Genomic DNA, 22159 nt, shown 5'->3' on the forward strand with positions numbered 1-22159 from the left:
TTGCCGGGCGCGGGAATAGGAGGGCCGCCTCGGCCAAAGCCCTCCACCCGCGGCCAGAAAGCGAAGCGGCGGCCCCGTTGCCTGGGCCGCCGCTCGAGCCGGGCAGCGTGCGCTGCCGTTCGGAGATCAACCCTTCTTCGAGATGTTCCAGAACACGAGCACGATCGCCTTCAAGACGCCGTCGAGGCTCTTCCTGTAGAAGGTCGGTTGGCTGTACTGGCCGGTCAGCGCCAAGGGCTGCACTTCCCAGAGGCGCTTCTGATAGGCCTCGGCGATCTGCTTTTGCTGCGCCGCCTCCGGTGCCCGAATGAAGCGGTCCAGAAGCTTGTCCGCTTCCTCATCGCAAGGCCAACCGAACCAGTTATTGCCGCCGCATTGCTCGTTGACGGCGACGTTCAGGAGCGGATGCGCCATGGATACGCCGCCCCAGGTGGTGTGGAAGATGTTCCAGCCGCCTTGGTCCGGTGGCTCCTTCTTGCCGCGGCGGGTCACCACGCCACCCCAGTCGGACATCTGCAGGTCGACATTGGCGCCGATCTGCCGGAGCTTGTCCGCGGTCACCATCGTCATCGCATTGAGCGAGGCGATGTCCATGGCGCCGATGATTACGATCTTTTCGCCCTTGTAGCCGGACTCGGCCAAGAGCTGCTTGGCCTTTGCCATGTCGGGTTGGCGGTAGGGTTCCGAGCCCGCCTCGCTGCCATAGGGCGCACCGCACACGAAGTAGGAGAAGCAGGTGCTCCACCACTTCTTGTCGCCGAACCCAGCCTGCAGGTAGTCGGTTTGGTTCATCATCGCCGACAAAGCGGCGCGTGCCTTCACATTGTTGAAGGGCGGATAGAGGTGGTTGGGCCGGACCACGCCGACCGCGGGGATGGGCGCGATGACCTTGAGCTCGATGTCGGCATTCTTCTCCACGATCGGCACGAGGTCGATCGATGGCTGATCCATCAGATCCACCTCATTGGCGCCGAGCGCGGCGACGGCCGTGTTCGCATCGGGGAGATACTTGTATTCGACCCGATCGACCTTGACGAGCTTGGCGCCGGCCAGACCGTCGGGCGCGTCGCTGCGCGGCACATAGTCCTTGTTCTTGTCATAGACGACCTTCGATCCGGGCGCCCATTCCGCCTTGTTGAACTTGAACGGGCCGGAGCCGTTGGTCTCGGTGAAGGCGACGAAGGGATCGCTCTTCGCCTCCTTCTCCGGGAAGACGAAGGCATCAATGCCGGCGATGATGCCGAGCGAGAATTCCACCAGGCCGTAGGCCTCCTTCATCTTGATGGTGAAGGTCCGATCGTCCACCGGCTCCATGCTGGCCATGAAGGTCTTCAGCTTCTGGCCGACCGCGCCGCGCTTCATCCACCGCTCGAGCGAGGGGATCACGTCCTTGGTGGTGACCGGGGTGCCGTCATGGAACTTGAGGCCGGGCCGAAGGGTGAAGTTGTAGGTGAGATTGTCGGACGAGACTTTGTAGGTCTCCAGCATCTGCGGCTTGACATTGAGCTTCTCGTCCATGGCGAAGAGCATGTCGAAGATCGACAGCCCGTGCATGACGGTGATGGTCGCCGTGGTCTGGTTGGGGTCCAGAACCTTGAGATCGGCGTGGGGAACGACGCGGATCGTCGTTTGCGCCAGGGCCGGCGCCGACAGCGCGGCCAGCAGCGACGCGGCGAGCGCGGCGCCCCTGAGCGGGATTTGAGCCTGGGTCACGGGGGGAAGCTCCCTGTTTTGTGGTTACGTGGCTAGTTTTGGCCGGCGGGGCGATTTCCGCAAGGCGTCTCTTAGGCGGTGGTTGCCCATCCGCGGCCTTGCTTGCGCCGAAGCCTGGGATTGTGGACACTCGGCCGCCGTCCAAGGGGGTTCCTGCCCCGCGACACGGCCGCCGGTCCGAGCCGTAGCCCGCGCGCAACAGCAGGCATGGGTCCGTCGCGGCGCCCACCCTTGCAGGCTTCTTGAGCCGCGCCAGCCGCATGAGTGACCCATGAATTCCAGGCTCGCCCGGGCCCACAGCATCGCCGATCTGCGCCAGATGGCGCGCCGGCGTCTGCCGAAGCCCATCTTTGACTTCGTCGACGGCGGCGCCGAGGACGAGGTCTCGCTTCGTCATAACCGCGCCGTGTTCGAGCGCGTGCGCTTCCGCGCCCGCACCGTGGTGGACGTGGCGAAGCGGTCCCAGTCGGTCGACCTCTTCGACCGGCCTTCGGCAAGCCCGTTCGGCATCGCGCCGATGGGCGGTCTTGGCCTGCTGTGGCCGGAGGCGGAGATCCAACTGGTGCGAGCCGCATCCGCCGCCGGCATTCCCTTCGTGCTCAGCACCGCCTCGAACACCTCGCTCGAGCGGGTGGCGGAGCATGCCGGTCAGGCGCGGCTGTGGTTCCAGCTCTACACGCTCAATGACCAGAGGGTTAACTTGTCGCTGATCAGGCGCGCCGCGGCGGCTGGCTACGAGGCGCTGGTCGTCACCACCGACACCAACATGTTTCCCAAACGCGAGCGCGACCGCCGCAACCAGTTCACGCTCGCCTTGAAGAAGACGCCCGGCAATGTCTTCAACATCCTCCGCCATCCGAGCTGGCTCTACCGTGTCGGGATGCGGCCGGGCCTCGGGCGCATGGAGAACCTGATAGGCGAGGTCGAGGGCCCGACCGATCCCGCCAAGCTGGTCGCTTACTTCATGTCGCAGCGAAATCCGACCCTCGACTGGGACTTTCTACGCCCGCTGCGCGAGGCTTGGAAAGGCCCGATGCTGCTCAAGGGCATCATGAGCAAGGAGGAGGCGATCCGAGCGGCCGACTTCGGCATGGACGGCGTGATCCTCTCCAATCATGGCGGCCGCAACCTCGATAGCGCGGTCGCGCCGTTCGAGATTCTGCCGGAAATCGTCGATGCCGTCGGAGCGCGACTGACCGTCTGCTTGGACAGCGGCTTCCGACGCGGCAGCGACGTGCTGAAGGCAGTCGCCATGGGCGCGCGGATGGCCTTTCTCGGCCGCCCCGCCGCTTTCGCCGTCGCCGCCGCCGGTCCGGCGGGGGCGGAGCACCTCGTGGCCTTGCTCAAGGACGAGATCGATCGCGTCCAGGGCTATCTCGGCTGCCCGACCCTCGACATGCTCGACCGCAGCTATCTCTGGTGCGACGGCCTCGCCGCCGGCCGCTTCCACGCCTGGGGAGAGAATTCATGACGGGCGGGCTCAAGGCCGGGGTCGGCCGCGCCGATATCACCCCGCCCGTCGGCATTGCCCATGTCAATTGGGGTGCCAGGACGCATGATCGCGCCGAAGGCATCGACTTGCCGCTGTGGCTGACCGTTCTTCTGCTGGCCGAAGGACGAGAACGGATTGCCATCGTCGATGTCGATCTCGGCGTCGTGCCGACCGAGGACTGCGAGGAATTCCGCCAGATCGTGGCCGAAGAAGCGAAATGCGCTCCCGCCGATGTGCGCATCTCCTACGGCCACACCCATGCGGGGCCGAGCTGGGAGGTCGGTCGGTTCGGCGCTCAGGAGGAGCTGCCGGGCATGGAATTGGTGCCGGCCTACCGCGAGTCGGTGCGAGCCGGGCTGAGGGCGGCGACACAGACGGCGGCGGCGGCGCTGCGTCCGGCCCGCATCGCGGCCGGATACGGAAAGAGCGACGTGTCGGTCAATCGCCGGCTGCGCACGCCCGAAGGCCGGACCGTCGTCGGCCAGAATTGGGATGGCTACTCCGATCAGACCGTGACCGTGGTCAGGATCGACGACAACGAGGAGAATCCGATCGCGAGCCTGGTCGGATTCGGCACGCACCCGATCATTCTTGCGCACGAGAATCGGCTGATCAGTCCCGACTATCCGGGTGTGGTCAAGCGCACCATGGAGGAGCTGGTCGGCGGCACCTGCCTATTTCTGCAAGGCTGTGCCGGGGATCAAATGCCGGTCGAGGGATTGACGGCCGATCTGGGAGCGCCACGACGGATCGGCAAGCGCCTGGGCGCGGAGGCGGCGCGGGTTTGCCTCGGCCTACGCACCCGGCCCACGCAAAGGCGCTTCGATCGGGTGGTTGAGTCCGGCGCGCCACTCGGCATCTGGGTCAATGATCCGTTGCCGGAGACCGAGCCCGTTCTCCGCGCGCTCTCGCGCAAAGTGGCGCTGCCGGTGCGCAACTATGGTTCGAGCCAGGCGCTGGGAGCGGAGGCGGAGAAATGGGCCGCGGCTTCCGGCTCGATTGACCGCTCGCGGGCAACGCCGCAAGAGATTGCCGAAGTGAACTTCCGGGCGAAGCGTGCCGCCATGGACGCCCATTGGGGCGAGCTCTGCAGCGGCCGGACCCAGGTCGAGGTCGAGCTCCACGGCATCCGGCTTGGGCCCGTGGGCCTGATCGGTGCGCCGCTCGAGCCCTTCGCCAGGCTCGGCGCCGAAGTCCGCCAAGCCTCGCCGCTACCGGTGACCCAGCTTGCCGGCTACACCAATGGCTGGGAGGGCTACGTCGCCACGCCGGAGGAATTTCAATCCGGCGGCTACGAGGTCGAATGGGCCACGCCCTACGCGCCGACTGCCGCATCGACTCTGGTTAACGCCGCCCTAGCGATGCTCCGCGATTTGGCCGCTTCGGGCTGAGGCGAGGCCGCGTGATGGGGTATTTCCTCGGAGCCTATGCCGCCTCGCCCTGCGGCTCGCAGTGGAGCGAGGCGGCGGAAGGCGCCTATTTCGACGGGTTGCGGCGCTTGCCGACGCTGCGCGGCCTCGAAGTTCCATTCACCGGCCGCCTGCATCGACATGACGAAGCGTGGTTCTTGACACACATCGACCGGGCTTGGGATTTCGTCGTGACCTGCATACCCGGCACCATGGAAGCCCTGCAGTCAAATCCGCATTTCGGTCTCGCCTCGGAGTCCGGCGCCGGCCGACAGGCGGCCCTGGCATTTGCCGCCAGCGCGCGCGACGCCGTCACGCGCCTCAACGGGCATCTCGGTCGGACTGCAGTTGTCGCCGTCGAGCTTCACTCGGCCCCGAGCCCGGCCGCTTCCGGCGTCCGCTCATCGGCCGCTTCCTTTACCCGCTCGCTCAGCGAGATCCGGTCATGGGATTGGCAAGGTGCGGGCCTTGTTGTCGAGCACTGCGACGCCTTCAGGCCGGGCCGGCCGTACATCAAGGGCTTCCTCGGCCTGGAGGAGGAGATCGACGCCGTGACCCGCGCCAATGCCGGTTCCGCCCTACGCATCGGCATCGCCGTCAATTGGGGCCGTTCGGTTTTAGAAATGCGGGAGCCGGCGACCGCGCTTCAGCATATTCGCCGCCTGCGCTCGGCCGATCTTCTGAGCGGGCTCATCTTCTCGGGTTGCGGGGCTGTCGCCGGCCCCTATGGCGCCTGGCAGGACACCCATATGCCCCATGCGCCGGCGCCCGGGATCGAGTATGGCGCCGAAGGCTCGCTGATGACGGAGGCCGAGATCGACCGATCGCTCGCCGCCGCGGTGCCGAGCGCGCTTGCGTTCCTCGGCGCCAAGATCGCGGTCAGGCCGGAGGGTGTCGCCGTCGCTGAGAGGGTCGGATTCTGCCGCGATGCGCTGGCGCTGATCGATCGTCACCTCGCTGTGGCGGCGTGAGGCGAGGCAGAGGCCGCGAACCAGCGACCGCGACGCGGGGAAATTGGCGCTCGGCCTAGAGAACGCGGTGCAGCAGGCTCTCGGCGATGGCGCACCATTCCTCGTCCAGCGTGGTCGTCGCCGGTTTCTTCTTCGCCCGACGATACCAGTGGCCGGCGTTCTGAGGGTCGCCTTCCTTGCGATGCAGATAGGCGTGCACCCAGGCTCCGATCTCGTCGTCCTGGGCTTGAGCGCAGACATGGGCCTTGTCCCAATCGCCCTTGGCATCCCACCACAGGGCCTCGATCGCAGAGCCGAGGCCCGATGGCGGCATGCCGCGCGCGGTCGATTTCTTGAAGGCTGCAAGATCCATTTGCGTCTCCTCGCTTTGCCCGACGGAATTCTGGCACGAAAACGCCCGGCCGCGGGATTCCTGTGCCTTCGGCTGATGCCGGGCTATTTTGGCTGGTTCGCAGGGGAGGGCTCATGCCGACGAGGATCGAGGCGGTTGATCTGTTCTACGTCTCCATGCCGGTGGTCGAGGATATCAGCGATGGCAGCCAAGATGCGCTCTTAGTTCGCGTCGCCGCCGGCGGCAAAGTCGGCTGGGGCGAGTGCGAGGCCTCGCCGCTGACCTCGATCGCGAGCTGGGTTGCGCCGATGTCCCATGGTTTTTGCCATCCGCTCCGTGCTTCCGTACTGGGCGAGCGCCTCGACTCCATCGCCGACATTCAGCGGATCAATGCGTTGGTTAAGCGGCGTTCCCTCGACATTCTGCAGACCGATCACACGCTTTCCGGCATCGATGAGGCCTTGTGGGACCTTCTCGGCAAGCGCCGGGGCGAGCCCGTATGGAAGCTGTTGGGTTACCGCAAGTCCTGGCCGAAGACGCCTTACGCCTCGCAACTCTTCGGCAATACCCCGCAGCAGACCTTGCGCAAGGCGCGCAAGGTGCGCAAGGCGGGATACAGGGCGACGAAGTTCGGTTGGGGGCGGTTCGGCACCGGGACAGTCAAGCAAGATGCCGACCACCTCATGGCGGCGCGCGAGGGTCTTGGCCCCGACGGCATTCTCCTGGTCGATGCCGGCTGCGTATTCGCCGATGACGTCAAGGCAGCAGCGCGACGGCTGGCGGCTCTCAGCCGGGCGCGGGCCACCTGGTACGAGGAGCCGATGGATCGGCATGCCTTCGCCGAATACAAGGCCCTATCCAGGCTGGCGCGCGGCGGAGTCAAGCTCGCCGGCGGCGAGGGTGCCTACACCTTTCACATGGCGAAGCAGATGATCGACTTCGCCGGGATCGGCTTCGTGCAGATCGATGCCGGCCGCATCGGCGGCATTACCCCGGCAAAGGCGGTGGCTGACTATGCCAAGGCGAAAGGCGTCACCTTCGTCAACCACACCTTCACCTCGCATCTGCAGTTGACCGCTTCGCTGCAGCCCTATGCAGGACTGCGCGAGCATGAGCTCTGCGAGTACCCGGTCGAGCTGAAGCCCGTCGCTTGGGCGATCACCAAAAATCATCTTCTCTTGGACAGGAACGGCCAGGTCGCGGCACCCGATGCGCCCGGCCTCGGCGTGGAGATCGATGTGCGCCGGCTCCGACCCTATCTCGTCGATGTGATGATGAGCATCGGCGGCAAGCTGCTCTACAAGACGCCCCGGCTCAGGGCATGAGCCGGGTCCGCCAGGGCAGGAGCGCTACAGGCCGAGCGCTGCTCGCAGTTCGGCCCTTGCCGCGGCAAATTCCGTCTGGAAGTCGCTCCGCGTCATGATCGTGGCGGCGATCACGCTGCCGGCGATCCGACCGGCCTCGATGTCGCTCGCGTAGTGGATGCCGCCGACTAGGCGGTTGTGTCCGTACTCCCAGGCCCGCGCCATGATCTCCGCCCGCTTCTCCGGCACCATGTTGGAGAGAACGATGCCCATGAGCGTGCCGACGGTCGCATGGCCGGAAGGGTAGGAGCCTGACTTGCTGAGTGGCACCGTGGGCTTCACTAGATCGCTGTAGAGATGCGGGCGTGGCCGCTTCCAGACGTCCTTTGCGGGGTCGTTCACTGCGCCCTCCGTTGTGACCACGCGCTCGAAGAACCGGGCAAACTTTGGCAACGCATCTTTGGCGTATTGCGGACCCATGACGTCGGCAAAACGCCAAATCTCTTGAGCGACATCGGCCTTGGCGCGGGCTTCCATATCGCTGGTGCGGGTGACCTGTAGAATCAAGATCTCGCCGAGCTCGGCCTTAGTCTGGGCCGAGTCGTTGCGTGGCGGCGGCGGCAAGAGCACGAGAAGGTCTAGATCCTCGGCCGTGATGAACGGCCTTGCCCCCTCCGCATGCACAGAGGCGCCGGAGAGCAGCCGGGATGCCAGGAAAAGGATAGCAAAGAAGCTCGTGATCTTGCGCATGGCTCGCCTCCCTGGCCCGCAGATGTCGCAAATCTAGCCGCGAATGGTGACAGTTTAAACTACCGCGTTTCCGCGGCGTCTAGACGGCGACCACGCCCACGTCGGCCACCAGCATGTAGCCGGCACCGCGGATCGTCCGGATGAGCGCCGGCTTGCTGCGATCCCGCTCGATCTTGCCGCGAAGCCGGCCGACGAGCACGTCGACGGTGCGGTCGAACGGTGTGGAATCGCGGCCGCGAACCAGGTCCAGGAGCTGATCGCGATCGAGCACCCGGTTGGCATGGTTGAGGAAGGCCAGCAGCAGCGTGAATTCCGAGGCGGTCAGCGTCGTGTCCGTGCCGTCGGCGTCCACCAGACATCGCCGATCCTGGTCGAGCGTCCATTCGGCGAACTTCGTGAGCCGCGCAGGTTGCGATCTGCCGGCGATAGGCATGGGAGCCAGCCGGCGCAGAACGCTGCGGACACGCGCCAAGAGCGCGCGCAACGGCACGGGCTTGGTCAAGTAGTCGTCGGCCCCAGTCTCCAATGCCGCTACTTGGTCGATCGACTCGACCTGGCCGGAGAGAATGATGATGCCGATGTCGTAAGTGGCGCGAATATGCCGGGTGAGGTCCAAGCCGTCTTCACCCGGCATCAGCAGATCGACGATGGCCAGTTGATAGGCCTTGCGTTCCAGCAGCTCCCGCGCGCGGGCGGCGTTGATCGCCCGGTCTACGTCGAAGCCGTGCTGGCTGAGATAGGTCTGGACCAGCTTGGCGATCTCCGGATCGTCGTCGACGACGAGCAATTGGGCGTGGGCTTGAGCCGCAGTGGTCATCGGCAAGGCTCGCCCCGAGGCGCCTTTCGGCACAAAGGATCGTAAGGGGCATAGTGATCATCCCGGCCATGCCGTCGGTGGGCGCGCATCGTCTCAGCTCCGCGGGTTGGCCACTCGAATGCGACTATTATGCAATCGGAACGTGCAAAGTACATACCGATCGAGCATATCTTGCTCACAGAGAGCATATTATCGCAGAATATCATAGGTTGCAGTCGCGCCGGCGCGGTCAGCGCCGCGACGGGCATCGGGCGGGACCAGGAGCCCAGGCGTTGTGGCGGTGAAAGGCGAGGGAACGCAGTTTGAGGCAGTGGCCGACACGGCCGTCGATGGCGTGATCCTGATCGATGCACTGGGCGCGGTGTCGATATTCAATCCGGCTTGCGAGCGGACCCCTCGAGGCGGGCATGGCGGTGCTGATTGAGCCATGCCAGACCGTCGATCTCGCCCGGCGGCTCGGCGAGACATCGGACGGCCAGCCGAGCTAACAGACTTCGCTGCCCGGGCTGCCATCGGCCGGCGCAGCCGGGCCGGGGGAGTCGAGCACGGAGCGGACCTTGTCGACGAGCTGATGCTTGCTGAACGGCTTATGCAGCAGCACGACACCCGGGTCGAGCCGGCCTTCGTGGATCATGGCTTCCCTGGTATAGCCCGACATGAACATCACCTTTAGATCCGGGCGCAACGCGTACGCTTGCGCCGCAAGCTCCGTTCCGCTCTCGCGCCCCGGCAGGACGACATCGCTCAGCAGCAGATCGATGTCATGGCCGGCGCCGAGAATCTTCAACGCCTCGGCGGCGCTGCCGGCGTCCAACGTCCGGTAGCCGAGCTCCTGCAGAAAGGCCAAGGTCAGCGCGCGAACATCCGGATCGTCCTCGACGACTAGGATCGTCTCGGATGCGCGGCTCGGAAGACCGGGAGCCGGCTCGATGACGGCCGATGCGGCGGCATCCGTGCGGCTTCTCGGGAGGAGAATGCTCACCGTGGTGCCCAGTCCAACCTCGCTATAGATCGATAGGTGACCGCCGGATTGGTTGGCGTATCCGTAGATCATGCTGAGGCCGAGCCCGGTCCCCTTGCCCGGTTCCTTCGTCGTGAAGAACGGCTCGAAGACGCGTTCCAGGACCTCGGGCGGCATCCCGATGCCGCAGTCGGTCATCGACACCCGCGCATAGTCGCCGACAGCGAGTCCCGGGCGTTGCGCCGCGTAGGTCGCATCGACGATGGAATTTTCCGTCTCGATGTGAAGCCAGCCGCCTCCCGGCATGGCGTCGCGCGCATTGATGGCGAGATTGAGGATCGCGTTGTCGAATTGGCTGGGGTCCGTCACCACGGGCCACAGGCCAGCCTCGTGAGAATGCCGAATGTCGATCGACTCGCCGAGCGCGCGCCTCAGCAGCGGCACCAAGCCGGAAATCCGCTGCTTGAGATCGACCGCAGTCGGCATCAGCGGCTGCTGACGGGAGAACGAAAGCAGGCGTTGAATCAGATCGGCCCCGCGCATGCCAGCGGCGATTGCGGCATCGAGCTGGCCCACCGCCGTCGCATCATTTGCGCAGCGATCCCTGGCAAGCTCGAGGTTGCCCAGAACGATCTGGAGCAGGTTATTGAAGTCGTGGGCAATACCGCCCGTCAGCCGGCCGACGGCTTCCATCTTTTGCGACTGTTGAAACCTGGATTGCAGCTCCTGGCGTTCGCGTTCGGCCACGCGGCGTTCGGTAATGTCCGAGGCGGCAGCCAGCACACCCGTCTTGCCGGCGTAGTCCATGGGGATGCCTATGATTTCCACCACGCGCGTCGATCCGTCCAATCTGAGGATGGTCCGTTCGATGGGCAGGAGCGTGTCGGGCACGCGGTTCTGCAAAGCGCGTTCGACATTGTTCGACACGTCCTCGCGCTCGTCGGGATGCACGAGGTCGAGCGCGTGCATGCCAATGAGCCGGTTCGTGCTCTCCGCCCCGAACAAGCGCGCTGCGGCGGGATTGGCAAACACGATACGGCCATCGACATGCACGACGATGGCAGTGGGCAGCACGTCGACAACGCGCCGGTAGCGCTCCTCGCTCTGCCGAAGCGCCTCATCCGCCTGCTTGCGCTGGGTTATATCCATGCGCAAGCCGGCGATGCCGCCGTTCCGCATCCTTCGGTCGGTGATCAGCAGCCATCGCCCATTGGCGAGCTGCTGCTCCACGTCGGTACCGGGATGCTGGTGCTGGTAGAGCCGCTGCTGGATCCATTCCTCCTCGCGGCCGAACGCTTCGACGTATTCGCCTGCCGCAACACCGCGTCGGATGATCTCCTCGAACGTCGTACCCGGCGGACTGTGCTTGACGCTCCGCTCGTAGATTGCAGCGTATTTCGCGTTGCTCGTAACCAGACGGTCGTCGGCGTCGTAGATGACGAAACCTTCAGAGATGCTCTCGACCGCATCGCGCAGATAGGCCTCTGCCTCGGTGCGCTTGCGCTCGGCCTCGATGATTGCGGTCACGTCGGTTGCCACGCCGCGATAGCCGCGAAACGTACCGCTCTCGACCGCGAAGATCGGCCGGCCGCTGACGCTGAAGCGATGAATTCTGGAGTCGGCGCCGACCAGATCCAGCCGGAAGTCGTCGAACGGGGCATGGCGCGCGAGCTCGCGTGGCCGGTTGCGCGGCTCCCCTTCCGGACCCGGAAGCTCCCAGAGGGCCTTCCGGATCAAGCCCGCGGCATCGCCTGACGCTTTCCCGGTCGGATTGCCGGAGAGATAGGTCAGCCGGTGCTCGGAATCGGATTCCCAAATCCAATCGCTCGCCAGCTCCGCGATATCGCGAAAGCGCTGCCGGCTTCGGTCGAGCGCGCGCTCCGCTGCTCGGCGTTCGGTGGTGTCGATCGCAACCGCATCCCAGACGATCCGGCCATCTTCTTCGCGCCGTGCCCGCGAGTAGCTGCTGATCCAACGCACCTCGCCGCTTGGCAGCACCAGCCGCAGCTCATAGGACATCGCCTGCAGGTCTTTGATGGAGCGTGCCAGCGCGGCGTTCCAGGGTTCCAGATCTTCGGGATGCAGCCATCGCCTGAGGTCGATGCCGCCCTTGCTCGCCTGGTCGGAATCGACTCCCAGCGCCGTCAGGAAATTGCCGCCGACGAAGGGGTACTCGACCCTGCCGTCAGGATGCAGAACGCGTCGATAGACCAGCCCCGGAAGGTTTACGGCGAAGCCGCGAAGCTGCTCGTTGCTGCGAGCCAGTCCGGCTGCCGCGGCCGCCTCGCGCCGCCGCGAGGCCGAGGCGGACAGCTCGCGCTCGATCGCGGGGACGAGGCGCGCGAGATTGTCTTTGAGGATGAGATCGTGAGCGCCGAGGCGCATCACCTCGATCGCCCGTTCCTCGCCGATGACCCCGGAGACAACGATGAAAGGTATATCGAGCCGGGCTTGGCGCAGCAGCGCCAGCGCCGAGGCGATGTCGAAGCGTGGCAGCTGGTGGTCGCATAGGACGATGTCCCAGGGACCGCGCTGCAGCGCTGCGGTCATAGCCTCCGCCGTATCGATGCGCTCCAGCTCAGGCTCGAAGCCGCCGCGGGTGAGCGCATACGCCAGCAGCCGGGCGTCATCGGCGGAATCGTCGACGATCAAGGTCCGCAAAGTTCTACTCATTGCCGGATCCGAGCGCGGCAGCGACGCCGGCGGCATCATCTCGAGATCCAGGTGTCAGCGAGAAGAAGACGGTGGTTTCCCGGTCGATGACCGAGTTTGCCCACGCGCGTCCCCCGAGCTTACGAAGACTGCGCGCAACCATGGCGAGCCCGATGCCATTGCCCTCGAACTCGTCGGCGCTATGCAGCCGTTGGAACGGCTTGAACAGCTTGCCGACGTAGCTCATGTCGAAGCCGGCACCATTGTCGCGCACATGGTAGATCGTCCGATTCCCCTCGCGAACGAATCCGAACTCGATGGTCGCCTTTTCCTTCTTGCTGGTGAATTTCCAAGCGTTGCTAAGCAGATGCTCGAGGACGATACGGATGAGGCGCGGCTCGCTCGGCTCGATCGCTCCGGGCTGGATCGAAAGATCCACGTGGCGTTCGGGGACCTGCTGCCGCAGCCCGTCGATGATTTCTTGCGCCACCGCCGAAAGATCGACGGAGCGCGTTTCCATGCGTCCGCGACCGAGGCGGTTGAGCATGACCATGTCGTCGATGAGGCGCGTCATCCGAATGCCGTTGGCGCGAATGGCGTCGAGCAGCGCGTGTGCGCCAGCATCGAGCTTGGCGCCATGCTCGTCGATCAGGATCTCGGCGAACCCGGTCATCGATCTAAGGGGCGCCCGCAGGTCATGCGACAGCGCGAAGGTGAAGGCTTCGAGGTCGGCGGCGGCCTCGCCGCTCGCTCTATTGCGCTCCTCGATGTCGGCGTCTCGCTGCTGCGGTTCTGCTCCCTCGGCGCCCCGCAGGCCGGTTGCGCACCTGCCGCCGGCGACGCGCGCAATCCGCCTCAGCAGACGGGTCATGAGCCCAGGCATGTCATCGCTCGCATGAGGTTCGGCGATCAGCGCCCTATGGCATTAAACGGCGGCGTGGCGCGATCCGTCCAGCGTGGGATTTGGGGGGCGCGGGCGGCCATCCCGTAAAGATCCGCCAAGCCGAAGGGCTCGAGGTCTCGGAGGGCGTCGGCCAAGTCTGCGATCGGCTTCTTTTTGAACCCCCGGATCATCCCCGGGAAAGGTTAACCGTTGATGAGTTGGACCCGGATTCTGGGGCCGGCTGGCTCCCCGGTTGGCCGGCTACATCGCGGATCGCCTCGAGTAGCGCCGTGCGGGTGAAGGGCTTCGCCAGGGTACGGTTGGCGCCGAATTTCACGGCAAGAGACAGAAAATCCATATTGCCGACGCGCCCGTCGCTCGCGCACGCAACGAGATAGCCCGCGTCGGACAATATCCGGTTCATGACCTCGCGGATGGCGGAGTCGTCATCGATAACGAGAACCCGTGTCATTCGTCTACTCCCCAGAAGGCGGCAGGCGCGTCGCCACCAATGCGCGACGCTCCGAGGCGCTGCCGTGCATGGGACAGCGCCAACGGATCGGTGACGCTCCCTTGATCGCAGACCTTCGCAACGCGGCAATGTCGGTTGCGTAATTATCTTGTAACAATTGCAGGTTTGGCAGTGTTCGTGCCGCTCGGGCCGAGCCGATGACCGGCTCGAAGGAGCGGCCCGGGCCAGGCCATTTGTAGGCCGCGATCACCGTCGAGACGCCGAGAAGGTGAACGGCCCGCGTGTAGGCGCCGCAGTCGACGCTGAGCATCGGAGCGGCACATGGATGGAATGCCGTGCCGGGTCTCGCAGACCCGCTTGGGCGTTGCCGCTCGAGACGCGCTCGGGCAACGGGCGATTCGCAATTCGCGCGGCCGGAAAGCCGATGGGTGACGGCCGGTCGGTTGTCCATCGCCCCGCTGGCGCGTCCCCTTCGATTCGTGGACATCGCGCCGTTGATCGGGTCATCGCCCGCACCATCGCCTCGATTCCGCGCGGCTATTAGAGGTCTTTTCCGGCGCGGCGGGAGACCGTGGCCCGCCATCGACAAGGACGATGCCCGATGCGTTGCCGACGTTCTGTCGATTCGCGGCCGGGCGACCCGGAGTTCCGACGGCCTAGCTTGCGAGCGGGCTTGAGTTTTCGCCGGACAGCGCATATCAAGCAAAGACCGGACTTTGCGCCGGGCGCCACATGGGGGAGCAGCGTCGCTGTCGGACTTGGGCATGATCCGCGGTGCCAGGATTGGCGACATTGATGACCTGTTGGATCTCGAGGCCCAGTGCTTTTCGAGCGATCGACTGACCCGCAGAAGCTTCCGCCATCTACTCCGCGAGGGACACTCGACGACCTTCGTGGCCGTCTCTAGGCGCGTGATCCAAGGCTACGCGATGCTGCTGTTCCGCAAAGGCACGAAGGTCGGTCGGCTTTACTCGATCGCTGTCGATCCTCGCCACCGCGGACAGGGCGTCGCCCGTCGGCTAATGCATCTCGTCGAACGCGAGGCCCGCGCCCGCGATTGTCGTCGGCTCGTCCTCGAGGTCCGGCCCGGCAATCGTCCCGCGCGCCGCTTCTACGATGAGTTCGGATTCCGCCATTTCGCGCGCAAGCGCGGTTTCTACGAGGACGGCGTCCACGCGTTGCGCCTCGACAAGCAATTGGCACCTGGCCGCGCTCGCAAGCGCGGCCGACTGCGACGGAGGCGATCACCTTGAAGAAGCCTGTCATCATCGTCAGCAGGCCGAGTGATTTCGCGGAGCACGACCGCAGCTATCGCATCAGGACCGGGTGCGAGTATCTCGCCGAGAGGGATCAACAGAAGAGCGACGACGACATCGTCATCAATCTTTGCCGCAGCTACCGCTACGGCAGCCTGGGCTACCACTGCTCGCTTCTGGCCGAGGCGCGAGGGCAGATCGTGGTGCCGCCGGTCGAAGCCATCGTCGACCTCAGCTCCAAAGCCACTTACCGGTTCACCCTACCCGAGCTCGATGCGTTGCTTCGCAAGGCCCTGCGTCGCGTGGGCGAGGCTCCTTCGCTGTCGGACCCCTTGCGCGGCCTCGACATTTTCTTCGGCCAAGTCACCGATCAGCGGTTCCGCGAGCTGGCGCGCCGCGTCTTCGATCTGTTCCGCTGCCCGATCCTCAGGCTGAACTTCGTCGGCTCGGTCGGCGCCGGCGATCTTCGCATTGCCGCCATCCGGCTCTTGTCGATCCGGGACCTCGATGCGGCGCGTCGGGACTCTTTCAGGCGGGCGCTCGACTCATATCTGCGCGGCCATCGGCCTGTGCCGCAGAAGGATCCGCCGCCCCGATACGATCTGGCGATCCTCCATGATCCGACCGAGCCTACGCCTCCCTCCTCGCCGGGCGCGCTCCGCAAGTTCATTCAGGCGGGCAAGAGCCTGGGCGTGCGCGTCGAGCTCATCGGCAAGAAGGACTATCATCGTATTGCCGAGTTCGACGCGTTGTTTATCCGCGAGACGACGCGCACCAACCACCACACATATCGCTTTGCGCGCCGGGCGGCAGCGGCCGGGCTGCCGGTCATCGACGATCCCAGATCGATCACGCTTTGCACCAACAAGGTGTTTCTCGCCGATCTTCTGCGCAGCAATGGCGTGCCTGCGCCACAGTCGGTGATCCTGGATCGTTCGCGGCTGGCGTCGGTCGAGCAGGAGATCGACTATCCCATCGTCCTCAAGCTGCCCGATGGCTCGTTTTCCCGCGGCGTACACAAGGCGCAGAATCGCGTTGAGCTGCGGCAGCTCACCGACCGGCTGTTCCAGCAGTCGCAGATCCTGCTCGCCCAGAAATACGTTCCTACCAGCTTCGATTGGCGTGTGGGCATCCTCAACCGGCAGCCGCTTTTCGTCTGCCAGTACTTCATGACCAAAAACCACTGGCAGGTGAACAAGCTTCTGAAGAATGGCCGGCTTTGGACGGGCAGCGCCCGCACGTTTCTGGTCGAGGACGCGCCGGCCGAGGTGCTGCGGGTGGCCATGCAGGCGGCGAACCTTATCGGCGACGGGCTGTACGGCGTGGATCTGAAGGAGACCCCGGAAGGGATGCTGGTGATCGAGATCAACGACAATCCGAACATCGACATCGATGTCGAGGACGCGTGCCTCAGGGACGAGATCTATCGCTGCGTCATCCGCGAATTCGTGCGGCGTATCGAGGCACGGGAAGTCGCCGGCCCGGTGATCTCGGCTGCGGAGTTGGCGCGGATCGAGCCGGCGCATGGAGATCAAGGGGTCCTCCCGCAGCCGCTCGCGGTCGGCGCCGGAGAGCCGGCGATGACCGCCGCGGCGGCCGAACCGCGCTCCTGGCCAAGCTGGATCGGTGAGCTGGCAGGGCTGGATTCGAGCGCCGGCGAATCCTCTTAAGCGCGATGCTCCTGGTCCCGACTTATGTGGCGCCGAGCCGAATTCATGGCTTGGGCCTTTTCGCGGTCGAGCGCGTTCCGGTCCGCACGAAGATGTGGGCCTTCCAGCCCGGTCTTGATGCCTTCGTTCCCGACGAGCTCTACCAGCGTCTGCCGGAGTTTCAACGGACCTTTCTCGATCATTACGGCTTCCGCTCGCCAATCTGGCCGGGTGGAGTGGTCATCGGCTTCGACAATTCCCGCTACATCAATCACAGCGCGACACCCAATACGGAAAACGAAACGGAATTTGCTTTCGCCGCCCGCGACATCGAAAGGGACGAAGAGATCACTTGCGACTATGAGGTGATCCATCCCGAGGGCACCTGGGCGGCCGCCGTCGACCACTCCCCCAGGCTCGGCTAGCGCTAGAAGTCCCGCTGCGGGCTCCGCGGCCTGTCGATCGTCGATTTGCATTGAACGGGGCTGCCAAGAGTGGCCACCATGGATGTGGGGCATCTCCATCCGCGAGGGCAGGCTCATGTGGTCGACACCCTATTGCAGCGCTCTTGTCGCCGCGGCCGTTCGATCCACCTTGTTCGTCGGGCTCGTGGCGATGACGCAAGCGGCAAGCGCGCAGGCGCCGGGCGCAGGCGCGCTTGCCGCCTCTGGCCTCGTCGGCAAGCTCGAAGGCGCTCAGCTCGTGCTCGACCCGGCTTTGCGGCCAAGCCGCTACCAGGAGGCGCCAGCCCTCGGCGAGATGGTGAAGGCGGGACGCCTGCCGGCGGTCGGTGAGCGGCTGCCGGCAGATCCGCTGGTGATCAGGCCGCTGAGGGAGACCGGCCGCTACGGAGGCACCTGGAGGCGTGGTTTCATCGGTCCGGCCGATGGCGAGAACGGCAACCGCATCAACGCCTCGGACAAGCTCGTGTTTTGGGATGCAACGGGCACCAAGATCGTGCCCAGCTTGGCTAAGAGCTGGCAAACGAGCGCGGATGGCCGCACCCTCACGCTCACCTTGCGCCGAGGCCTGAAATGGTCCGACGGCGCGCCGTTCAACGCCGACGACTTCGTCTTCTGGTTCGAAGATCTCTACTCCAACAAGGATATCGTCCCGGTCCCGGTTGCGGACATGTCGATCAACGGAAAGCCTGGCCGCGTCGTCAAGATTGCCGACGACACTGTGGCCTTCCAGTTCGATGATCCTTACTACCTCTTCCTCGATATCCTCGCGGGTGACACGCCGATCGGCGGCGGGCAATCGGCACGGCAGTCGCAGAACTATACCTACGGCGCCTATGCGCCTGCGCACTACCTGAAGAAGTTTCTGCCGAAATACTCCTCCGAGCAGCTGGTGACCCAGGCGGCGAAGGCCGAGGGCTTCGAGACCTGGGTCAGGATGCTGCATTTCAAGAAGGACTGGCTGCTCAATCCCGAGCTGCCCACGGTCGGTCCTTGGCACATGCAAAGGCCGATCAACACTCTCAACTGGGTGCTCGAGCGCAACCCTTATTATTGGGCCGTCGACACCGAAGGCAATCAACTGCCCTATATCGACCGCATCGTGATGACACTGGCCCAGGACACCGAGGTCCTGAATCTACGCGCCATCGCCGGCGAGTACGACATGCAGGAGCGCAATGTCGACCTCGGCAAGCTGCCGGTGCTGCTCGAGAACCGACAGAAGGCCGATTACTCCATCCACCTCGATCTCGCCTTCAACGGCTCCGATACGACGCTGCACCTGAACCAGAGCTATGCCGCCGACCCGGAAATCGCCAGATGGCTGACCAATGTCGATTTTCGGCGCGCCTTGTCGCTCGGCATCGATCGCGAGCAGCTGAATGAGACGTTCTGGCTCGGAACCGGCATAGCCGGATCGATCGCGCCGGCGGAGGCGACGCCCTTCAGCCCCGGTGCGGACTGGCGCAAGAAGTGGTCGACCTACGACCCGGTGCGAGCCAACGGAATGTTGGATGCGCTCGGGCTTGCGAAGCGGGACGGCGATGGCTTCCGGCTGCGGGCCGACAATGGCGAAAAGCTTCGTCTGCAGGTGACCGCAGTCAAGGCCCTGCTGCCATGGCCGCAACAGGCCGAGATGATCGCCCAGCAATGGAAGAAGATCGGCATTCAGGCCGATGTTCGCGAGATGGAGCGCAGCCTCGCCATCACGCAGACGCGGAACAATGAGCATCAGGTCTTCGTGTGGACCAATGGCGGAACCGAGATGCTCTATCTTTATCCGCAGCTGGCGATCCCGGTCATACCGAACGAGTCGTACATGGGGCCCCAGATCGCCATCTGGTTTGGCAGCGGCGGCAAGCAAGGCGTCGAGCCGAAGGATCCCCAGATGCAGCGTGCCCTCGCTCTGTTCCGGTCGGCCTCCGGACAGGACGCTATCGGGCGGGAGAACACGGCGAAGGAGATCTGGAAGATCCTCGTCGATCAGCAATACAGCATCGGTACGGTCGGCCAGTCTCCGGCGTTTATGGGTGTCCGCCTGGTCAGCAACCGCCTCGGCAACATTCCGGAGCGCGCCTGCATTGCTCAGCACTGCCGCACGCCGGGCAGCTCGCATCCGGAGACATGGTTTTTCAAGAACTAGCGCCCGCAACGGAGGAGGGGACACGATGCGCGAGAACCGCGTCAAGACGATTTGGCAGAATGGCGGCGTGGTCGTCGCCGGCGCCTGTGCGTTGGATAGCCTCTATGCGGCCGAAGTCATGGCCCATGAGGGTTTCGATGCGTTGATCATCGATACCCAGCATGCAGCGATCGACTACAAGGACACGCTGGCGATGATGCAGGTAATATCCGCCACCCAATCGACGCCCATCGTGCGGGTCGGCTGGAACACCCCCAACCTGGTCATGCGGATGCTGGATGCCGGCGCCTACGGCGTCATCTGCCCGATGATCAACACCCGGGCGGATTGTGAGGCATTCGTCGGGGCCTGCCTCTATGCGCCCCGCGGCTATCGGAGCTACGGTCCGATCCGCGGCGGCTTCTATGGCGGGCCCGACTATCTCGATCGGGCCAACGACACGATTCTGCCGATGATCCAGATCGAGACGGCCGTGGCGGTCGAGCGTGCCGATGAGATCCTGAGTGTCCCGGGTCTTGGCGGCATCTATCTCGGTCCCGGCGACCTCTCGATCACGCTTGGCCTCGATCCCCGAACCCAAATGGACGATACGCGGCTCTGGCGAGCGATCGAGCGTGTGCTGGCATCGTGTGTCCGCAACAAGGTGCTGCCAGGCCTCTATACGCCAAATGCGGCTTGGGCGCGGCGTGCGATTGATCTCGGTGCGCGGTTGATCACCGCCGGTGCCGATGTCGGATTTATCCGTGCCGGCGCTCAGCAATCGCTCGCGGCATTTCGCGCCATCGCTGGCTGAGGTCCGCTCTTTCGCCTCCCGCTCAAGTCCCCGCGTCGTCGTCGGGCCTGAAGCGAAACCAGCCGACCGGCGGCGCAAGCTCCAACGGCACGGATCGTTTGCGCGGGGGGGGGGGGGCCTATCTCGCCGCGAGCGAGGCCAAGGAGTGCCCGGCGTCGCCGTTGTGCAAGCGGTGCGGCAACATGACCGCAACCCGGGTGCCCTTGCCGGGCTCGCTGGCAATCGTGATCTCGCCGCCATGCAGCTCCACCAGCGCCTTTGCCAAAGGCAAGCCGAGGCCGGTCCCCTCATAGCGCCGCGCCAGCCTGCTATCGATTTGCTCGAAGGGAGCGAGCGCGATCGGAATGTCCTCAGGCGCCATGCCGATACCCGTATCGGCGATCTCGACTCTGATGGCACCGTCCATCGGCGCTCCGGCCCGCATGGACACGGAACCGCCGGGCTCCGTGAACTTGACCGCGTTGGACAGCAGATTGAGGAAGATCTGACGGAGCTTGGCCGGCTCGCCGACGATGTCGAGCGGCTGCTCTTGGCTGGCAACATCGAAGCGAAGGCTGGCGCGCGTGCATTGGTCCTGCATCATCGTCGCGCAGTCCGCGAGGACGACGCGCAGATCGAGCGGTTCGCCGTTGAGCTGCAGCTTGCCGGCTTCGCTCTTTGCCAAATCGAGCACGCTGCTGATGATGTCCAGAAGATGATGGCCGCCTTGGCTGATATTGGTGGCGTAGTCCACGTATTTCCCGTTGCCCAGCGATCCAAACATCTGGCTCGCGAGGACTTCCGAAAAGCCGATGATGGCGTTGAGCGGCGTGCGCAGCTCGTGGCTCATGTGAGCCAGGAACCGGCTCTTGGCGGTGCTCGCCGCCTCGGCCTGCAGCTTCGCCTCCCGATAGTGCTGCTCGCGCGCCTTGATCTCGGTGAAGTCGCTAAGGAAGAGGAAGAAACCCCCATCATGGGTGTTGCTGCGGCTCACTCTGATCCAGCGCCCGTCCGTCAGCTGCGCCTCGCCGCCGCGATCGAGGATCTGGGAAAACGCCGCCTCTGCAGCCGAAGAATCTGCCGGCTGCTTCAGCTGGGTATGGATCAGCGCGAACGCGGCGGAAAACTCCGCTCCTTGCGTGAAATAGTGAGCCACTCGCGGAAAGAATGCCGCGACTTGGCTGTTGACCATGACGATGCGGCCCTCCGCGTCGACCAGAAGCATTCCCTCGCGGGAGCTCTCAAGGGCATCGATCAATCGGTTCTGCGCCGACTGGCGCTGGGCGGTCTCGCGCTCCATCATCACGCGAATGTTGTCCTGCATGACCGTCATTGATCTGAGGAGGATTCCGGTCTCGTCCTTGCCGCCGCTCGGGATCGGCGTATTAAGCTCGCCTTTGGCGATGCGATCGGCAATCCTGGCCGACGCCGCCAGCGGCTGGATGATGCGGCTTGCCAGGCCCAGGGTGATTGCGGCGGCCAGCATGAAAGCCAACAAGGCTCCGCCGATGCTGATGTACTTGAAGCGCGAGATCGCGGAGATACCCTGGCGGCGCTCGACGAAGCCATGCTCGGCTGTGAGCTCGGTCAAGATATCGAAGCGATCGATGATGTCTTCCGCCAGCCGGTATAGCTGCGGGGCGATGTCGTCGAGACTCTGACTTCGCCGGAGGTCGTTCCACTCGCCGACCAGCTGGCGTATCTGCTGAATGATGCCGCGTTCCTGCTCGGAGAGCGCGCGCTCCTCGGCGATCGCGAGATCGTCGGAGAAGCTGTGCGCGAGCTGGTCGATGTGGCGTTCGATTTCCTGTTGGGCGGCGGGCGGAACCGTGCTGCGTCGCAGCACTTCCTTGTCCATCGCAGTGAAAATCTGGCTGGCGGAGCGCGCGAAATTGATGGCCATGAGCGGCCGATCATAGGTGTCGGCGACGATCGTGCCGGCAACCGTGAGCACGTAGATGGCGTAGGCGCCAAGCGCGCCGATCATGAGCGCCATGGCGATGAATGCGCCGAAGATCTTCGTGCTGATCGAGCCTTTGATCTTTATGGGGGAGAGCGACATCGAGACGGTTCTCGCTTTGATGCCGATCGCCATGGCCCATGGGGCGATCTTCCGCGATTAG

At 64.8% G+C, this 22159-nt stretch carries 18 protein-coding genes and 1 pseudogene; 11 read left to right on the top strand and 8 right to left on the bottom strand.

What is annotated here, in order from left to right; genetic code table 11:
• Positions 1-126: 126 nt before the first annotated feature.
• Positions 127-1698 (bottom strand): ABC transporter substrate-binding protein, encoded by a 1572-nt coding sequence (locus tag HY058_06545; protein MBI3496944.1) that lies wholly within the window; start codon positions 1696-1698, stop codon positions 127-129.
• 286 nt (positions 1699-1984) lie between these two features.
• Between HY058_06545 and HY058_06550 the strand changes: the two genes are divergently transcribed.
• Genes HY058_06550 through HY058_06560 form a run of 3 tightly spaced genes read left to right on the top strand, consistent with a single transcriptional unit; the run spans position 1985 to position 5585 of the window.
• Complete coding sequence (locus HY058_06550; protein ID MBI3496945.1) at positions 1985-3184, top strand: alpha-hydroxy-acid oxidizing protein; 1200 nt, start codon at positions 1985-1987, stop codon at positions 3182-3184.
• A complete protein-coding gene (locus tag HY058_06555; protein MBI3496946.1) occupies positions 3181-4596 on the top strand; it encodes a neutral/alkaline non-lysosomal ceramidase N-terminal domain-containing protein in 1416 nt (471 codons plus the stop codon). The genes HY058_06550 and HY058_06555 overlap by 4 nt, the downstream gene beginning before the upstream one ends.
• A gap of 14 nt (positions 4597-4610) precedes the next feature.
• Positions 4611-5585 carry a DUF4862 family protein gene (locus HY058_06560; GenBank protein MBI3496947.1) on the top strand — a complete coding sequence of 325 codons (975 nt, stop codon included), beginning with the start codon at positions 4611-4613 and terminating at the stop codon, positions 5583-5585.
• A 55-nt stretch (positions 5586-5640) separates the two neighbouring features.
• On the opposite strand, the gene HY058_06565 is transcribed toward HY058_06560, so the two are convergent.
• Positions 5641-5937: a hypothetical protein gene (locus tag HY058_06565; protein MBI3496948.1), complete on the bottom strand. Its 297-nt coding sequence runs from the start codon at positions 5935-5937 to the stop codon at positions 5641-5643.
• A gap of 113 nt (positions 5938-6050) precedes the next feature.
• Here HY058_06565 and HY058_06570 point away from each other — a divergent pair, with 113 nt between their 5' ends.
• Positions 6051-7241: a mandelate racemase/muconate lactonizing enzyme family protein gene (locus tag HY058_06570; GenBank protein MBI3496949.1), complete on the top strand. Its 1191-nt coding sequence runs from the start codon at positions 6051-6053 to the stop codon at positions 7239-7241.
• A 24-nt stretch (positions 7242-7265) separates the two neighbouring features.
• Here the strand turns inward: HY058_06570 and HY058_06575 are convergent, their stop codons facing one another.
• On the bottom strand, positions 7266-7970 hold the full coding sequence (locus HY058_06575) for a phosphatase PAP2 family protein (GenBank protein MBI3496950.1): 705 nt from the start codon (positions 7968-7970) through the stop codon (positions 7266-7268).
• A gap of 79 nt (positions 7971-8049) precedes the next feature.
• Positions 8050-8787, bottom strand: coding sequence for a response regulator transcription factor (locus tag HY058_06580; protein MBI3496951.1), 738 nt, complete (start codon positions 8785-8787; stop codon positions 8050-8052).
• A 274-nt stretch (positions 8788-9061) separates the two neighbouring features.
• On the opposite strand from HY058_06580, the gene HY058_06585 reads away from it, so the two are divergent.
• A complete protein-coding gene (locus HY058_06585) occupies positions 9062-9211 on the top strand; it encodes a hypothetical protein (protein ID MBI3496952.1) in 150 nt (49 codons plus the stop codon).
• A gap of 60 nt (positions 9212-9271) precedes the next feature.
• On the opposite strand, the gene HY058_06590 is transcribed toward HY058_06585, so the two are convergent.
• The 3 genes from HY058_06590 to HY058_06600 all read right to left on the bottom strand — a co-directional run bounded on the left by HY058_06590 (position 9272) and on the right by HY058_06600 (position 13755).
• Positions 9272-12421, bottom strand: a complete 3150-nt coding sequence (locus HY058_06590) for a PAS domain S-box protein (protein ID MBI3496953.1) — start codon at positions 12419-12421, stop codon at positions 9272-9274.
• The gene (locus tag HY058_06595; protein ID MBI3496954.1) at positions 12414-13283 is read right to left on the bottom strand and encodes a hypothetical protein; all 870 of its coding nucleotides are present in this window, start codon (positions 13281-13283) and stop codon (positions 12414-12416) included. The genes HY058_06590 and HY058_06595 overlap by 8 nt, the downstream gene beginning before the upstream one ends.
• A 187-nt stretch (positions 13284-13470) precedes the next feature.
• Positions 13471-13755, bottom strand: a complete 285-nt coding sequence (locus HY058_06600; GenBank protein MBI3496955.1) for a hypothetical protein — start codon at positions 13753-13755, stop codon at positions 13471-13473.
• Between the two features lie 764 nt (positions 13756-14519).
• On the opposite strand from HY058_06600, the gene HY058_06605 reads away from it, so the two are divergent.
• From HY058_06605 to HY058_06625, 5 genes and pseudogenes are all read left to right on the top strand, one after another.
• The gene (locus tag HY058_06605; protein ID MBI3496956.1) at positions 14520-15008 is read left to right on the top strand and encodes a GNAT family N-acetyltransferase; all 489 of its coding nucleotides are present in this window, start codon (positions 14520-14522) and stop codon (positions 15006-15008) included.
• Positions 15005-16477 (top strand): annotated as a pseudogene (locus HY058_06610) (RimK family protein). Before HY058_06605 ends, HY058_06610 begins: the two are co-directional and overlap by 4 nt.
• Before the next feature lie 209 nt (positions 16478-16686).
• The gene (locus HY058_06615) at positions 16687-17085 is read left to right on the top strand and encodes an SET domain-containing protein-lysine N-methyltransferase (GenBank protein MBI3496957.1); all 399 of its coding nucleotides are present in this window, start codon (positions 16687-16689) and stop codon (positions 17083-17085) included.
• An 82-nt stretch (positions 17086-17167) separates the two neighbouring features.
• Positions 17168-19264, top strand: coding sequence for an ABC transporter substrate-binding protein (locus tag HY058_06620; GenBank protein MBI3496958.1), 2097 nt, complete (start codon positions 17168-17170; stop codon positions 19262-19264).
• A 25-nt stretch (positions 19265-19289) separates the two neighbouring features.
• Positions 19290-20057: a 2,4-dihydroxyhept-2-ene-1,7-dioic acid aldolase gene (locus HY058_06625; GenBank protein MBI3496959.1), complete on the top strand. Its 768-nt coding sequence runs from the start codon at positions 19290-19292 to the stop codon at positions 20055-20057.
• 118 nt (positions 20058-20175) lie between these two features.
• On the opposite strand, the gene HY058_06630 is transcribed toward HY058_06625, so the two are convergent.
• Positions 20176-22032 carry a HAMP domain-containing protein gene (locus HY058_06630; protein MBI3496960.1) on the bottom strand — a complete coding sequence of 619 codons (1857 nt, stop codon included), beginning with the start codon at positions 22030-22032 and terminating at the stop codon, positions 20176-20178.
• Between HY058_06630 and HY058_06635 the strand changes: the two genes are divergently transcribed.
• Positions 22022-22159: a hypothetical protein gene (locus HY058_06635; GenBank protein MBI3496961.1), complete on the top strand. Its 138-nt coding sequence runs from the start codon at positions 22022-22024 to the stop codon at positions 22157-22159. The genes HY058_06630 and HY058_06635 overlap by 11 nt on opposite strands.

Source organism: Pseudomonadota bacterium, from assembly GCA_016195085.1.
Lineage (GTDB): Bacteria > Pseudomonadota > Alphaproteobacteria > SHVZ01 > SHVZ01 > JACQAG01.